The sequence below is a fragment of the Neobacillus drentensis genome (assembly GCF_036965425.1).
GTDB lineage: Bacteria > Bacillota > Bacilli > Bacillales > Cytobacillaceae > Neobacillus > Neobacillus drentensis_F.
In genome coordinates, this window is sequence record NZ_JBALPP010000020.1 from 30,124 (window position 1) to 46,592 (window position 16,469).

Genomic DNA, 16,469 nt, shown 5'->3' on the forward strand with positions numbered 1-16,469 from the left:
CCGATATTCCCTCCAAAGTTACCGATGATACCCGAAAAATCGCTTAAGGGACTGTGTCTTCAAGACCGGAGATGACTCCTCCAATAATCGCGCCGTTAACGTGGATTTTCCTGAACCAATCGGACCAATCAGCATAACCTTTCCTTTTTTCATGACCGAGTAATTTCTGCAGGTTCAAATTTTAAATGCCTGCTTAAAAAGTGATTAATGGCTTGTTTGGCCATTTCAACATTTGACACCGTTCCACAAATGACTAACGATCCTGTAAAACGGTCTAAGTACCCTATCTCAATATCCGCAGCTTTCGTCGCAATATCGGCCGCAATAATGGCTGTTTCAACTGGAGTTAATGTTAAAATTCCGATCGCTCCAGCATGTCCGATACCCAGCTTTGTATACAAAGCCTCATCTGGGTTGGTTATAATATAAGCTAATGTAAGTTGTTTTCCAGGAACATATTCTTGAATGACGCGCTGCTTCTTTTCCGTCATTGAATTCTACACCTTTGTAAGAAACTAATGTTGTTATAATTTTCCTACCCTTTTAAAATGTTAGATGAGGAGTTTTGGCAATTTTCTTAATTGTATCAGCAAACGCTTCCGCAGCGGCCGTACAGGAAGATTGGCTTCCTGTTAACAGACCGCCTCCAAAATTCGTTTCAGTCGGCGGACCATAAAAAACGCAAAGCTTTACATCTGCAGCTTTCAAGGCGGCGTCCAAACCGACCATGGCTTCCAGCGGAGGCGCGATCAAATACGCCAATGGTTCTCCTGGATTGATTCCCGCCATTTTGGATAGATAGGTTCCTGTTCTTGAAATCGTGTGGGCATAATAGGCATGTTCTCCTGATTCGTCCATTGCATAAAATGCTGGCCCTTCGTTTATCATTTGAATCGCAATTTCAAGACCGCTCTTTACTTCTGATGGAGTCGCTGCACCTAAAATCCCCAAAAACTCACCTGATAATGGACCAGAGGCATGAGCAGCCCCTGCGTAAAAGGACTTTGCATAGACAACCTCGACAGCAGATTTCTTTGTCGCTTCGTCTAATGCAGTATAACCCACATCATCACTAGTACTAGTAACGAAGGCAAGACTCTTAATATAATCCGGAAGCTTTAAAGAATCTCTTAATCCATTTTCTACATTCGGGATAATTCGGCTTGCCAGAGCAAGAGCGGGCACTTTTATTACTTCCAAAAAATCACCTCCTGCAACCAAGAAGTGCCCTGAAAACAGTGCTAGACTGCATTCAAGGCACCAAATCCAGCATCTATTTACTTATATATATAACTACTTCTTTCAATCTATGACTTTTTAAGCCGGAATGTTGTCCATACGTTCTAAAGACTTATTTTTAACTGATGATTTTTTATTTTTCAAAAGGGTTTCTATTTTAAAAAATAGAAGTATTAATAAAAAAAATAACAGAGGTGATGTTTGTTGAAGGAATGGACAAGAGAAATTGAAATCGATGCGCCCATTGACTATGTATGGGATTTATTAGAAGGACCCTTGGAAAAAATGCAAAAAATTATGCCTCAGGTTGTCGACCACCAGCCAGTGAAACTGACGGAAGAATCCGTGGGAAGTATTTATCGACAAAAATATAAGGAAGGGAAACGAATTGAAGAGTATGATGTAGAAACACTAGACTACCTAAATACCTCTAAAAAAAAGAAATTAAAGGTTGGATTTACTCTTGCTAAAATGTTCGAGATTACAGCCTTGTATGAACTCAACTCACTCAACGAAAACAAAACTCTCTTTAAATACACCTGTACCAATCGTCCATTAAAATCATTCCTCAAATTATTCATGTTTTTAGCAAGTGATCGCATTGTTGTCCAATTTTGTGAGAGAGTTAAGGAAACAGCAGAGGATGAGTTCGAAAACTCAAAGTTTATATTAAAGTAGTTTTACCAAATAGAAAGGTGATATTTATGACTATTGGTTATCGTTTTTCGCATCGGTTAAAGGTTCGTTATTCAGAAATTGACGGACAAAAGATTGTGTTTAATGCCCATTACCTGACTTATATCGATGTGGCCGTAACGGAATATTTTCAAGAAGGGTTAAAACTGGAATTGGGACAATCAGATTTTGATTTTGTCCTGGCAAAATCCACTTTAGAATATAAAAAATCCGCCCAATTAAATGACTGGTTAACGATTTGGTGCAAAATGAGTAAAGTCGGCAAAACAAGTATGACAATGAATTGTATGATTACAAGAGAGGGAGAAGAAGACCCCATCCTCTTAGCAGAAATTATTTACGTCAGCTATAATGAAGAAACGAAATCCTCTCAGCCTGTTCCTGATTTTGTCCGTACCCGAATCGAAGCATTTGAAAATGGCAGCTAATCTATGAGCTGAATCTCACAACCTTTACTTATCACCATTTTGTGGATATAATTTAACTAGAATTTCATATACTAAAAAAGAGCCCCGGCTGGCGGGCCGGAAGCTCTTTGTACAGCATGCTGCAAGATGTGCAGCGGCCTAGAGGAGAATAACTCACCCAACTTAAGCCAAGAGCGGGGTGGGTTATTTCTTTTGTTGAGAAGAAATAACAACTGCTATAACTGCCACAATTAAACTTCCAAAACCAATCATCAGACTGATTACCTCGTAAACAGTTAGCATCAAGCGTCACCCCCCTTCTAAAAAGGAGTGCCGCTGCCACCCGGCTTTTTGCTGTACTGTTTTATTATAATATTCGCTCCTGCAATTGTCTAACTACTAGAGGGCCGCCAATCGATTGGGCTCTAGGAAATAGAGGTATACTCCTTCTACCTTTTCTCCGGTTAACCCTTCCCAGGCATGCTTATAGAAGTTAAGCTGACTAGTATAAAAAACCTGCAGCTTTTCATAGTCCTCGCTCTGCTTAGCTCGGTCCGTTTTGTAGTCTATGATCCTCCAGGTCCCATTCTTTTTGTAGATAAGGTCAATGATTCCATTAACATAATATGGATGAGTATCATCAGGATCCTGTGTAATAAGTGAATAGAGATATTGACTCTTTTCTACTTTAAATGTAAACGGCACTTCAGTTAGTATTTCTTCAGACGCCTGTAATTCGTACCAAAGTGGAGTCGACCTAAAATTATCCAAATAACGTTTTACTGCCTCTTCTCTTGCCACTGGGAGGTTAAATTTATTTAATGCCATTTTTATATAATGTGACACGTCCATTCCCTGGACTACTTTATCAAAAATATCATGAATGAGTGTTCCCCACTGTTTTCCGCCTCCAGACTCCCGCTCTATCGTTATTTCTGAAAAGTCCTTGTCCTTTGTCGGTGTCCAATGGTCATAGGTTTTTATCTTGCTTTGCTCGAGCCAGGCATTTTTGCTGCCTGTTTTTGCTTGGTAATCACTTAGTTTAATCTCTGAGAATACATCACTCTTTTCCAACCTATCTGGGTCAGGAATTTCAAGCTCCTTCATGTCTTCTATTTCAAAAAGGATGCTCCAAGGATTCTTTTTGTTTCCTCCGTTTGAACTAATGATTAACGCCTTCTCTGCCCGAGTTGCTGCTACGTAAATAATCCGTAGCTCCTCTTCTGTTAAATACTTTAATTCCTCAGCCTTATGAAGCTCCCACTCTAGAGGAATTGCCACCTCTTTATTGCCATATCCATTTTCTATTGAAAAAGTAAAATACCCATTTGATTGTTGGTCTTCCCGTTTAATATGCTGTGATAAAAAAGATTCCGGACTAACTGCCTTAACAGGATGGGCTAAAAAGACAATCGGCGCCTCCAGTCCCTTTGCCTTATGAACATTCATTAATCGTACGGCATCCGCCTCTTCTTCCATATTAGCAACGGCTGTTTTTTCAAATATCATATCGGTTAAAGCATCCACAACTTGTTTATAGGTGGTATTTCCTTCTGCTTCTTGTTTCCTTAAGGCTTCAATCATTTGCACAAGACTTTTATACGTCCGTTTACTGTGTCCATTTCTTAAAAGTAATGGATAAAATCCGATTTCTTCGATTATTTTTTCGATCGCTGCAGTAGGAGCTAGTTGACGAATAAACCTTTGACAAAGCTGCAATTTTGCCAAAGCATATTCAAACTTTGCTTTTGTTTCTGAAACTAAACCAAGTGGTGCATTCGCATAAATGGAAAAGCGGCCCTTGTTCAATCGCCACTGATACAATTCCTCATCGCTAATGCCAAAGAATATCCCCCTTAAAACGGCCAGAAGGCTGACTTCGTCGGTTGGGTCCAAGAATGATTTCAAAAGAATCCACAAATCTTGGAACTCTCTTGTCTCACCAATAATGACTTCACCGCTTATACTGACTGGAATACCCAGGTCTTCAATCATTTTTGCATACACAGCGACTCCATCGTTGTACCTGGTCAGCACCATGAAGTCTTTTGCCTTATGTCCCTGAGCCATTAAGTGATATATAGTAGATGCAATGTTTTCGGCATCTTTTAGGAGTACTTCTTCTTTCTTCTTGAAATCTGCTGGCACCGAAAGCCTTTTGATTCCAGAAAACCCATTTCCCAAATCTTCGTGATAAGAGATTAATGGACGGTAAGCTGCTTGATAATCAGTTTCAAATTCGGGTAAGTGGTTTTCAAAAACTGTATTTAATTCTTTCGTAACCGTATCTATGGTTCGAAAGTTGGTGGTCAGCTGGAGCACTTTCCCGTCATGCTCCTCCATAAGCTGTTTGACGCGATTGTAAGTATCAATATCTGCCCGGCGGAATCGGTAAATGGCCTGTTTAGGATCGCCGACAACAAATAGGGACCCTGGATTTGGCCTACAATTAGTCCAGGTTCTTTCGTAGATATTTTCACCTGTCAAAAAAAACATAATTTCTGCTTGAATCGGGTCGGTGTCCTGATACTCATCGACCAGCAGAAATCGATATTTTTCTTGGAAATAACCACGAACTTCTGGATTTTCCTTTAGAAGTTTTGAAGTATACATCATTAAATCCTGAAAGTTTAACAATGACCTCTGCTTTTTAAGCGTCTCATAAGTTTGTAAGGCTTCCTTTATAAAACTTACAATCTTAGGATGACAGTATTCCTTCCAGGCTTTAAGAAGCGGCTTGATTGTATCCTCGAATACTGCACCAATTTTGTCAAAATAAAAATTTGCATCTTCTTTTGAAAGCCAGCGGTTGTAGGTCGGTTTTAAGTTTTTATCAAATAAGCTGAAAATGCTGATGATATCCTTCTCTTTTGGATTATCGATAAACCGACTTTTTTGCAAAGCCGTAACGATGGACTTCTGCAGGGCATCGTACCCTTTATCAGGCTCCTTGTCAGGAACGCATTTTTTTGCCTCTTTAATAAGGTTAATAAAAGACTGGTATTCCGAGTGTAAATCAGGTTTTTGAACCAAATCTGTTATCCATTCTACTTCAGAATACTCCTTTAAACGTTTTAACCATGGAAGAAGCTGGTCCACTGTCATTCCGATTTCATCTATTTGCTCAAAATGGCGGGGGGACTCATCCATCAGGGTTTGTAAATAGAGCTGCCAAGCTTCTTCTAATACGGCCAAATCATCCGCTTCCTCCAGCTCTTTAAAGGTCAAATCAAGCTGGGCTTCGATTGGACGCTCACGAAGGAGTTTTGCACAAAAGGCATGGACTGTCCCTAAAAAGCAGCGTTCTAAATTTTGCAAGGCTTCATTTAAGCGGAATACGGCATCAAGGTCGGTTTCCTTCTTCGATACTTCCTCTAATTTTGCTTGAAAACGGACCTTTAACTCGTCTGCTGCCTTTCGTGTAAAAGTAATTGCAACAATTTCTTGAATTTCGGCGGTACCTGTATAGATCAGGTTAACCATACGGTCTACCAAACTGGTTGTTTTTCCAGAACCTGCCCCAGCCTCAACAAGAAAATTCGTTCCAAGTTCAAACTTGATTTTATCGCGTGCTTCTTGATCAGGAATCCTTTTAGTCATAAGCTCTAACCCCCTTTAATTTTTGATTGGACTGCTTTATTTCCAGGGTTTCCTTTGGATAAAAATGGCGCCGGCAAACAAGCTTGTACTCACAGAACTTACAATCATTTTCGTCATCAGTCATTTCAAAATAACCATGTTTGATTACATCAATTAATTTTTCTAAAATGTCTAAACCCTTTGTTCTGAGGGTGATGTCCTGCTTTCGTGAAAACCGCTCCGCCATACCCTTCACGGTCGGAAAATAATAGGTGCTTTCTTCAACGGCACCTTCACCAAGATTTAAATGCTGTTCAACGGCTAAGGCATAAATCAAATGCTGCAGCTGGCGTCCGCCCTTGAAAGCGCCATTTTTCGCATAACCATAGGTGCTTCCTGTTTTATAGTCAATGATATGGTATTTACCATCCCTCGATTTATCGACGCGGTCGATGATTCCGGAGATTTTAAGCTCGCCTGAAGGAAGAGTGACAATTGCTGGTTCCTGATCGCCAATCCCAAATGAATATTCAAAATGAAGCGGATCGTAATTTTCGCCATACTGCTCCTCTTCTTTTAAAAAGATTTCACAGCATGCTAAAATATCCTTCACTTCACGTTGGTAGACTCTTTCATTTGGAGGAGGCAGAAACTCTTTTTGCTGCTTAATTAAGTTCGCAGCGATATCCTGAATCAATTTCCAATGTTTAGCAACCGAAGGCTTTATGTTGCCTTTCGTCAATGTTTTATAAAAAATTTCAAAAATACTGTGCAGCAAGCTTCCGCGGGTTGCGGCATCGAGCCATTTATTGGCATCATATGAAACATCCTCAACAGGTCTTACCTTTAATACTTCTTTTAAGAAGTAGGAATATGGACATTTCGCCAGTGTTTCCAGCTTTCCGGCACTCATGGTTTTTTCTTGATTTTGAAGCGGGTCAAATTGTGCTGCATCGATTTTTACAATCCCGTCGTATTCTGAATAGCCAATTGAATGACGAGCTCTTTCGGAATTTAAACCATTTATGACATTAGGAAAGTGCTGCAAAACCCCATCCATCATATGACCTGTTACAACTTCAGTTAATTTTCTATTCCAATAATCTTTATCTTCAAAAATATCATCAGCAACGATGGAGGAAGGCAGTTTTCTTAGCTCTTTGAATTCGGCCTCTTTATTGCCGGTCATCAAGCGATAGCATTGCAGCACAACAAAAGCTGGATTGATGGACCGATTATCGTTGATATCAAAATTGCAATAGCTAACCGTTACTCGCCCTGCCGATTGAGCTAAAACCTGAAGCAGGGTATATAAACTCTCTTGCCCTTTTTCGCGAAGCAACGGTAGATTGTTTCCAAGCCTTATTCTTTCTGTATCTAAAAGCATTGGGTCTTCGCTGGAATTTCCAGGAAACTTCTTATTATCCAAACCAACTATAAAAATATTTGACCTACTGCAATAAATTCCATCCTGATAGGAAGAAGTATGGAGATGGCCCGGTTTTGGACGAGATTGATTGACCCGTATAGATAGCAGGAGGTCCTTTGCCTTTTCAATAACATCATAAGTAGTCAACGTTTCATCCGCATGCGGGAGGATTCTCTCAATCGCCTTAAGTAATGCTGATTTTGATAATTCATCCAGGGCCGATCCCGTATTACAATTATTTTCAAGTAAAAACTTAATTCCTGTTAAGCATTTTTTATAGTTGATGGTCGAATCAACCGGAGGAAGGTTTTTAAAAATGGTTTTAAAACTGCTCCATATCCAATAATGTTCTTTAATATAGTTTTCAAGTGAAGTATTTTTTGTATCTTTGAGAAATTCTTCACTCAATCGATCGATTTCATTTCCAAATTGCTTATCATAGCGTTCAGGTGACCATCCTATTTGAAGTCTCCTTAGGATCTTTGCTATTTTCGCTTTGGAAACAACCATTTTATCCAGGTCAAAAAATCCTGAATTTATAAATGGGACACTCTTTCCAAGTTCAATTAAGCCTTCATTCAACATATCCAGAAAGACTTGTACACTATAATTGGACTGAATCCATTCCAACAGCACTAAAGTCAGCCGGCCTGGACGACTAAAGGTAATAGGAAGGCCGTCTCCAAAAGTAATTGGCAGTTCCATCTTTTGTGAAAGCTGATAAAGCAAAGTAATGTAGGCATCACCGCTTGTATAATAAATGACACTTTCATCTAATGGTTCATCTGTCATTTTTATTTTTTCTAAAACCTGTTTTATTTCCAGCTCTTCTGTTTTTGCCGTAAAAAGATACAAATCCGCTTCCCCGCTTACATCATCCCGTTGGTAAAGATAGCTGAGAGGAGTTGGGTCAGCCCAGCGAATGGAACTAAAACTTGTCCCTTCAGGGGTATTAATACCAAATACAGGGGCGAGTGGAAGTTTATAATGCATTTCAGGCAATATTTTACTTAAGAGTATTTCTTCCAGGTACGAAAGACGAAGATTCGACTGTAAAATAATTACCACATGATCATTTATTTTTACATATTTGCTTGCCATTTTTAAAAGAGCAGCTTTGTCGATAAATTCCAGACTATTTATCTTTTCTTCATATGCTGCAAGAATTTTGTCCATATCCTCCGCTTTGACAGGAGTGATAAAGGCATCCTTCTCTATCGTATCTTTTGTATAACCTGAAAGACGAAGGAATTGTATGGTGTTGTAGATGGCATGGCTAAAAGAAGGGGTAATTTCCATTCCTTCAAAGTAACGAAGTTTCCCTTTTTCCTTTAACTCATGCAGCATGGTGTACGTTAATTGAACCCCAATGGAATGGTCCAAAAGCTTGATCTCCTCGTCCGAATTCAATTCGACTAGATTATGCGCAAGGTCGTTCACCGTTTTATACTTTAGATTAATGGCCTGATGGCCTTTTTTTACGTATGCTTCATTGATTTGCTCTCCAATTGAGTGAGAATCGACAATGACGATTTTTTCATTAAAAATATATTTGGTACAAATTTGGTTTAATTCATTTACTAGAGTTATCAAGCGATCACCACCATATTTTATCTATTAATTTATTATCCCACATTTTTTTCCAATAGCATTACCAAAAATGGGAAAGGCTTAGGAAAAATGGATTGAGGGTTGATTTTTCAGCCATTTAACTCAACATATATTTTAACCATATTGGAAATAATAACCTCGATTAACTTTGAGAGGATGCGATGACGGATGTCGTTAGAATGGTTTGACAGAGTTTGCGGGGAATTGCAGGATCATCTAGAGTCTATTTGTGAAGAATATGATCAAGTCGGCCAAATGGCAATTGAAAGAGCCGCCAAACATCCGAGGATAGAATTTTTCGTCGAGACAGCGGATAACGAAACTGATGAACTTGATCGTGAATATTTTTGCTCTCTTTTCTTTGATCCGCAAAACGAAGAGTTTTATATTGATACCTTTGATGTTGACAGCGGTCACACAGCAAAAATCATCCTTTCTGATATCGAGGAGATTATCGAGGAAGTTCACGAAAGTCTTCATGATTACATGAATGGTGAGGATCACTATACGGATGATGGGGTTTTTCTTCAGACAGATGAGGTCTTTGATTATGAAGAAGATTGTGAAACCGTTGATAATGACGACGAGTATTACCAGGCTGAACAAGTGAACAGCGATGACATTTTTGAGGAAATCGATGTTGATTGGTCCACACCAGAGGTTACGGCTTTCAAGCACGAGGATGAAGTCGAAATTACCTATCAATTTGGTGTCGTTCAAGCAACTGGGGATGGTGTCATCAAGCGGGTGAACCGGATTTGGACAACTGAGGATGAGTTAATCAAGGATGAATCTCATTTTATTTTTAGCAGAGAAGAAGCAAGTACGATTATTGCAATGATTGCAAGTCATATGGATCAATTAAGTGAATTTAATTTTGATGATTATCAATAAAAGAAGGGAGCATGCCATTTATCTGCATGCTCCCTCTTATTATCACACCATTATTGGCTGGCTAATATAGATACAATCCTATCCTCAATTTTCTTGCCCTTCGACTCATCTAAAAGGTTGTTTAACAATATCGAAAATATCAATTTTTTTCCACTTTTGGTGTGTACATACCCTGATAATGAGCTGACGGTTGAGATGGTGCCAGTTTTGGCTCTTACTCTACCTTGAGTGTCCGGATTTTTCATCCTATTTCTCAGTGAGCCGCCCACCATTTTTTCATGGATACCTGATAATGGCAGTGCATTTAGATAGGATGAATACCATTTTTGCTTTTGTACATTCCATAACAGCAGCGATAATTGGTTGGCTGAAATCAAATCCACATGGGAAATACCTGAACCATCTCGTATTACCATTGTCCTCGGGTTAACACCTAAGTTTGTCATTTCTGTCTTTAGTACGTCCAATCCCTTCTCCCAGCTTCCCTCCCCTTTCACTACCTTCCCCATTTCCTTAATTAATCCTTCAGCATGAACATTGTTGCTCAATTTTAGAAAAGGAACTAATAGCTTTGAAAGTGGCATGGAATGATGAATGTATAAATTTCTTGCGTTTTCAGGGACCCTGCCGGTTTTTATTTTACCAGTCAATGTAATACCATGGTTTGCTAAAGACTGTTGAAAAAGTGTAACCGCGTAACGAGTAGGGTTCCACACACCAACCCATTCTTTTTCAACTTTCGCTTTCATTGGAATCGTTCCTTCAATCGTAATGGTATTAGTCGCATGCTGACGTTTGACGGTAAGTTTTTTTCTGCCATCCTCTTGCACCGTAATTGCCTTGTTTACTATTTTCACATAATCCGTTTTCGGGGTGATTTTCACCATGGGTTTGTCCCATCTATGGATTCCGGGCTGAATCTCCACTTTAATAGACCCTGTATCATAGTCCGTTGTTGGTGAGGCAGTTAGAGCTGATACTTGTGCGCCGTAATAGGCGGTCTCGTCACTCCAGGGCAGATCGAGTGAATAACGTACATCATCGTACCAAGAATCATCGCCTATTAAATTTCCCTTTATTTTTTTAATTCCTAGCTTTTGAATCTCATCCGCCATCTTGTCGAAATCTGTTTTTAAAAGTGTCGGATCACCTTTTCCTTTTAAAAACAGATTTCCTTTAAGTATTTGCTTTTTCACTGGGCCTTCAGCATATATTTCCGTCGAAAAAGTATGGTTTTCACCCAAAACGTTGAGTGCAGCGGCAGCTGTTAATAGCTTCATATCAGAGGCCGGCCGCAGCCTTAAATCGCCTTGATACTGATAAATAATATTCCCATCTGCAGCAGAGCGAATGCTGATTCCAGTAATCGCCCCTTGCAATGCAGGTTCACTTGATAGTACCTGATTAAGTTGGCTTTTCAAAGAAGATGTGTTTTCATTTGCAAAAACAGTCTGATTATAAGCAAATGATACGGATATTACCATACATAAAATTACCATGCCTTTTTTAAGCAAACCTTTTCCAGCCTTTCTTCTTTTCTTTAAGTTTGTCCAAAATCTCCCAAAAGATTAAAAATTGATTAATAAGTGGATAATTTAGTGTTTTTCTCCTATATTTAGTAGGAAAGATATCCTTTGTGAGGTGACTTATCATGACCGTACATACGGAATGGAAAACTTTTAATGGAAAAAACAGCAAGTGCAGGGCATATTTTGCTTCAATCGGACCAGCACTGGAGTTGCGTCCTGCAGTGATTATCATTCAGGAAATATGGGGAGTTAACAAACATATCCAGGAAATAGCAGAAAGGTTTGCCGCTGCCGGTTATGTTGCCATAGCTCCAGATTTATTTGCAATTGATGGTGACCGTCCAGAAGAACTAAGTGCTGAACGGTTAGATGATGCGAAGGAATTTTTACATTCTATTCCCCATTCTTCCTGGTTCAATCCGGATGAGCGGGAAAACGAAATCCAAAAGCAGCCTTCATTACGTCAGGAATACCTCAGATCGACATTAAATGGATTGTTTGGCTTGCTTAATCCGTCGAAATCCAAGTCACTAGCAGGAATTCTAACAGACACAGCTGACTATGCCAGAACGACATTCGAAAAATCTAAAGGTATGCCAGTCACTTCTGTAGGTTTCTGTATGGGTGGGGCCCTTTCAGCATTATTAGCGACTTTAGATCATCAACACTCTGGTTCGATTGTATTTTATGGGCGGCCGCCTCAGCAGGGAATTCCGAATATTAATTGCCCAATACTTGGTTTTTATGGCGGCGAGGACCCAAATATTACGAATTTATTGCCAGGTTTTGAGGAAGAAATGAAAAAGAATGGAAAATCATTCGAAGCAGTCATCTATTCGGATGCAAAACACGCATTCTTCAATGATACGAACCCAACTTATCACGTTACACATGCCCGCGATGCCTTTGCACGAACATTAAACTTTTTAAACCAGATAACTAAATAAGAATTTAGAAAAGAGCATCGGTATTTAAAGACCGATGCTCTTTATCACTTATAATCTAGGATCAATCGGCTCTGCTTCCAGTGCCAATACCCCTAACACACATTCGTGGTATCGTTCCAGTGATTCCCTTTTTACAAATCTGTTTACTGCTTCAATGCCCAGTGAGAATTCCTTCAAAGCATTGCGCTGCTTTTTACCGGCATTGCGCTTCTTTAGCCTTAACAAATTCTCAGGATCCAAGTAATCGATTCCGTATATGATATGCAAGTATTTCCTTCCCCTGACTTTGATGGCTGGCTGCAAAAGCTTCCCTTTGTTGCGAGCCACAAACAACTCCGGTTTTACCACAAAGCCTTCAAGACCATTTTCTGTCATATCTTCCCACCACTTTATCGCATTCTTCATGGAGTCTTCATCCGTTACCACACGATACTCTGTTTCCACGAACAAAGAAGATAGCTCACTAAATTCTTTATTTTTCTCCATATGCCAGGTGTGGGGCTTATTGAAAAAGGTCTCGGTGCTGTGGGCTAATGTATGGAAGGGTGCAATTTGAATTCCTTCCAGTCCTTCCGTTTCCCAGCAGTATTTTTGATAAACCTCATTAAAAACAACAGCATTATCAATCTTTTCCTCTGTTTCTCTCAGCCAGTCACCAACGTCCTTACTATTTTCATATGCCTTTTGCAGACCGGCCCTTAATTTATTTCTATCAAGAAGTGCCATTTCACCAACATGTGAATATTGGTTCATGATTAGCTCTTTTGCTTTTAAATTCCACGGGAGGATTTCTGCATCAAGTAAAACGAAGTCGGTGTTGTATTTTTGAAAATAGTCAGTGAGATCTTTATTTAATACCTCAAGAATTTGTGTCTCCAGTTCCTTTTGAAAAAAAGCCCTTCCTGTTCTTGTATAAATGGCGCCTAGAGACTCTCTGCCGATTAACTCCTTCGCTGCTTCCTTATTTTTAAATAGAAACAAAATCCCCCGGCTGCCCATATGTTTTTTCTCCACAACCATCGTATCCACGCCATTAGCCTGATAGTATTCAAAGGCTTCCAACGGGTGCTCCAAGTAGCCTTCTAAACTTGATGGTTTTGGTGTCGGGCTCATCGTCGGCGGCAGATAAATAATTTCCTCAAGTGGTAATGTGTAATGGGAAAGATCATCCAGGGCCGATTTGATCCCCTCTTTGTATATCGAAATTTCCCCTATTTGCTCTGTTAACACGGAAAAGCCATTAATAAATTTTCCTAGGTTCGGCGGTGCCATACGTTTTCGCTCCCACTCACGAAGTGGATTGTCCGGAACATTGGCATAATCCCGCTTTGCCTCAACGGAAACGAATTGTTTTTCGGGATAACGATAAGCAGTTAAACGGCCCCCAAAAACCACACCTTGGTCGATATTCAGGGTATTATTGACTAGCAGGGGCTGCGGTTTTGGATCATGGCCCCAGATAATTAATTGACTAGATTGATGACCGATGGTCCAATCTTTACGGATTGGCTTACCATTTTCATCGAGTCCATCCGAATCACCATACCTGCAAAAATCAGAAATCCTCTGCGATTGTTTGCCAACATAATGATCTCTTATGCCAGCGTGTACGGCAACTGCAACCTTTACTCCATTTTTTTCAATAATTAAATGCGATTTGGCTGCTAATAGTAATTCTTTGAATTCATTCTTTAATTGGTTAGAAGCTTCTTGTCCATACAAATTTTCATATTCTTCAAATTCAGCAGCCAGCTTTTCATCTCCATGTGCGAGCTTTACACTGCGGCCATCGAGCCAACGGGCGATCTTCCAGCCATGGTTACTGTCAATCATATAGGCGAGACCCGTTCCCACATGTTTTTTAAAAAATTGCAAGGTTTCCAATGAACGTGGACCGCGGCTCATAACATCACCTAAAGATAATATTCTTCGTCCCTCAGGATGTAAATAATACCCTTCTGCATTTTCCTTATAACCCAGTTTTTCTAATATCTCGATAAATTCCTCATAGCAGCCGTGAATGTCTCCGATAAAATCAATACCATTTCCAAGGTTCACAAGCAAAGAATTCTGTTGACGTCCCATTTCCAGAGTCTTAAGTTCTTCTTCATTTAAGATATATGTGCGATGAAAGCCTTCTTTTTTTATAAACCTTATTGTCCTTTTAAATTGCTGGTATTGCTGTTTGATACGATTCTTTCCGCGTGGGTAATCACGATGCTCATCCCGTGTTAGGAGCTCTTTTTCTGGAACATTGAAAACAATCGCTACTACGGGAACATGATATTTCTTGCCCATACGAATATAGCGTTCACGATCGTCTTCTTTTAAATGGGTAGCATCAATAATCGTTAATTTATTTAAACGGCACCGCTTCCCGATTAAGAAGTCCATTGTATCGAAAGCTTCGTTTGAGACGCGGAAATACTCATCATAGAGTACATCTGCTTCGTCCTTTGGCCGCTGATTCCAATTAATATATTCAACATCGCTTACGAGCACACGAAAATGGTCTGAGCTAATCACCTCGGATGATAGAATGCTTTTTTCATTCACTAACCGGTTTAATAATGTCGTCTTGCCGCTATTTGATGGTCCGACTAATAAGACGATGCCTGCATATGGTAAATATATCTTTGTCATGAGTGACTATCCCCCTTTCTGGTGAAAATCGCCATTTGTGTTGGGTGGCCATAGATTGGATGCTCCTCGCCTATTCCTTGATAGCTTAATTGGTATGGAAACAGACTCGACCAATCCTCACAATTTCTCTTAAACTCTTTTCTAGTCCACTCAAAACGATGGTCAGCGTGTCTCATTTCTTCTTTCATTTCATAAACAGCATTGTATTCCTTGTTTGGGGTAGTCACTATCAGTACACCTGGCCGATAATCTTTAAGGATGGTTTCAAATATTTTAGGAAGTCGATGTTCATTGATGTGCTCAATCACTTCACATAAAATCATTACATCTTTATTTCTAAGGCGATCATCAAAATAAAATAATGAGCCTGTAACTGAAATTGGCTCCAAAAATCCATGTTTTCCTTTTGCCAGTTCAAACCTATCGAGCGCCCTTAAACGCGCTTTATTGGATGGCTCCACAGAAAAGATCTCCTTTATTCCATCCAAAAATCCTAGTTGTACTGAAAGCTTTCCTTCACCTGCCCCCAGGTCGACAATGGATTCTTTTTTTTCTAATGCTTTGACATAATTGATGATTGCTTCATACCGAAGGTCATTTAACCGAATTTTAGATGGTTCATCTATTTTTACAGAATTCGTTTCTTTTTCATAGAATATAGATTGGGAAATCATGTTTTGAAAGCGTAAAGAGCGCTTTAATATCATTACTTTTAATGGATGTGATTCTAACCAACCTTCCCCATAGCGGTCCAGCTTTTCAATTTCCCTTTCATCGATAAAATAATGTTTATAGTTATCCAACACAGGAATGAGAATGGAAACATGTCTTAATGCCATTTGCACGGTTTGTTTACCCTTTAATTTAATAAACCTAGCGGAACTTTTTTCACGAATAAAGCTTTGACTACGTTCAATCTCTACCTGATAACCGATTGGTTCAAATAATGCTTCAATTTCCTGATCGCGTAAGTCAGTAGCAATCGGACCAAATGCCAGTTCCATTTCGAACGGATGCCCTACCCATACATTGAATTCTTCTTTTGGCTTCCCATTTAACGCAGTTCCTAAGGCCTTCCGGATGGAGGAGACAAAAATACTGCTCGCTGCAAATTCACGATCATTTATGTAATGGGTAATATCAAAAAGGTCGGGTGAATTTTTCACTAAATCAATTGGGTCCGGTTTAACATAGACTAACACTTGAACCTCTTCTGGCGAGAATTTAGGATAAACAAGGCGAACGGTTAGTCCTTTTTCACCACGCTCATAGAGGTTATTGGGATTTTTGGCTAACAAATGGGACACCACTTCAGCATCTGTGCCCATCACTGTTAATAAAAGCTGCATTTTACACACATCACTTTCCTAAAAAACATTCATAGACTTATTTTATCAATTATTTCATTAATAAGGAATTTATGGTAAAAGTCAATTCCGAAACAAACAAAAAAATCCACTCGCTTAAGTGGATTTTAAATGATGAAACTAACTTT

The 16,469-nt window shown here is 39.4% G+C and carries 13 protein-coding genes; 4 read left to right on the forward strand and 9 right to left on the reverse strand.

The window, feature by feature from the left end:
• Positions 1-18: 18 nt before the first annotated feature.
• From V7161_RS05700 to eutL, 3 genes are read right to left on the reverse strand one after another with little or no spacing between them, the layout of a single operon-like run.
• The gene (locus V7161_RS05700; protein ID WP_335443001.1) at positions 19-153 is read right to left on the reverse strand and encodes a EutP/PduV family microcompartment system protein; all 135 of its coding nucleotides are present in this window, start codon (positions 151-153) and stop codon (positions 19-21) included.
• Positions 150-491 carry a BMC domain-containing protein gene (locus V7161_RS05705; protein WP_335443003.1) on the reverse strand — a complete coding sequence of 114 codons (342 nt, stop codon included), beginning with the start codon at positions 489-491 and terminating at the stop codon, positions 150-152. The genes V7161_RS05700 and V7161_RS05705 overlap by 4 nt, the downstream gene beginning before the upstream one ends.
• 52 nt (positions 492-543) lie before the next feature.
• Positions 544-1,200, reverse strand: coding sequence for an ethanolamine utilization microcompartment protein EutL (gene eutL / locus V7161_RS05710; RefSeq protein ID WP_335443005.1), 657 nt, complete (start codon positions 1,198-1,200; stop codon positions 544-546).
• 243 nt (positions 1,201-1,443) lie between these two features.
• On the opposite strand from eutL, the gene V7161_RS05715 reads away from it, so the two are divergent.
• Positions 1,444-1,917 carry an SRPBCC family protein gene (locus V7161_RS05715; RefSeq protein ID WP_335443008.1) on the forward strand — a complete coding sequence of 158 codons (474 nt, stop codon included), beginning with the start codon at positions 1,444-1,446 and terminating at the stop codon, positions 1,915-1,917.
• Between the two features lie 26 nt (positions 1,918-1,943).
• Positions 1,944-2,363, forward strand: coding sequence for an acyl-CoA thioesterase (locus tag V7161_RS05720; RefSeq protein ID WP_335443011.1), 420 nt, complete (start codon positions 1,944-1,946; stop codon positions 2,361-2,363).
• 183 nt (positions 2,364-2,546) lie between these two features.
• On the opposite strand, the gene V7161_RS05725 is transcribed toward V7161_RS05720, so the two are convergent.
• The 3 genes from V7161_RS05725 to V7161_RS05735 all read right to left on the reverse strand — a co-directional run bounded on the left by V7161_RS05725 (position 2,547) and on the right by V7161_RS05735 (position 8,943).
• Positions 2,547-2,645, reverse strand: a complete 99-nt coding sequence (locus tag V7161_RS05725; protein WP_223590929.1) for a putative holin-like toxin — start codon at positions 2,643-2,645, stop codon at positions 2,547-2,549.
• 96 nt (positions 2,646-2,741) lie between these two features.
• A complete protein-coding gene (locus V7161_RS05730; protein WP_335443013.1) occupies positions 2,742-5,942 on the reverse strand; it encodes a UvrD-helicase domain-containing protein in 3,201 nt (1,066 codons plus the stop codon).
• Entirely contained in the window at positions 5,935-8,943 is a 3,009-nt protein-coding gene (locus V7161_RS05735; protein WP_335443015.1) for a PD-(D/E)XK nuclease family protein, read from the reverse strand. Before V7161_RS05735 ends, V7161_RS05730 begins: the two co-directional genes overlap by 8 nt.
• Positions 8,944-9,129: 186 nt before the next feature.
• Between V7161_RS05735 and V7161_RS05740 the strand changes: the two genes are divergently transcribed.
• Positions 9,130-9,855, forward strand: coding sequence for a hypothetical protein (locus V7161_RS05740; protein ID WP_335443017.1), 726 nt, complete (start codon positions 9,130-9,132; stop codon positions 9,853-9,855).
• A gap of 50 nt (positions 9,856-9,905) precedes the next feature.
• On the opposite strand, the gene dacB is transcribed toward V7161_RS05740, so the two are convergent.
• Positions 9,906-11,339: a D-alanyl-D-alanine carboxypeptidase/D-alanyl-D-alanine endopeptidase gene (dacB, locus tag V7161_RS05745; RefSeq protein ID WP_335443019.1), complete on the reverse strand. Its 1,434-nt coding sequence runs from the start codon at positions 11,337-11,339 to the stop codon at positions 9,906-9,908.
• A gap of 167 nt (positions 11,340-11,506) precedes the next feature.
• Here dacB and V7161_RS05750 point away from each other — a divergent pair, with 167 nt between their 5' ends.
• On the forward strand, positions 11,507-12,331 hold the full coding sequence (locus V7161_RS05750; protein WP_335443021.1) for a dienelactone hydrolase family protein: 825 nt from the start codon (positions 11,507-11,509) through the stop codon (positions 12,329-12,331).
• Positions 12,332-12,379: 48 nt separating this feature from the next.
• Here the strand turns inward: V7161_RS05750 and V7161_RS05755 are convergent, their stop codons facing one another.
• Together V7161_RS05755 and V7161_RS05760 are read right to left on the reverse strand one after the other, a co-directional pair.
• Positions 12,380-14,974: a polynucleotide kinase-phosphatase gene (locus V7161_RS05755; RefSeq protein WP_335443022.1), complete on the reverse strand. Its 2,595-nt coding sequence runs from the start codon at positions 14,972-14,974 to the stop codon at positions 12,380-12,382.
• Positions 14,971-16,323, reverse strand: coding sequence for a 3' terminal RNA ribose 2'-O-methyltransferase Hen1 (locus V7161_RS05760; RefSeq protein ID WP_335443024.1), 1,353 nt, complete (start codon positions 16,321-16,323; stop codon positions 14,971-14,973). The genes V7161_RS05755 and V7161_RS05760 overlap by 4 nt, the downstream gene beginning before the upstream one ends.
• Positions 16,324-16,469 lie beyond the last annotated feature (146 nt).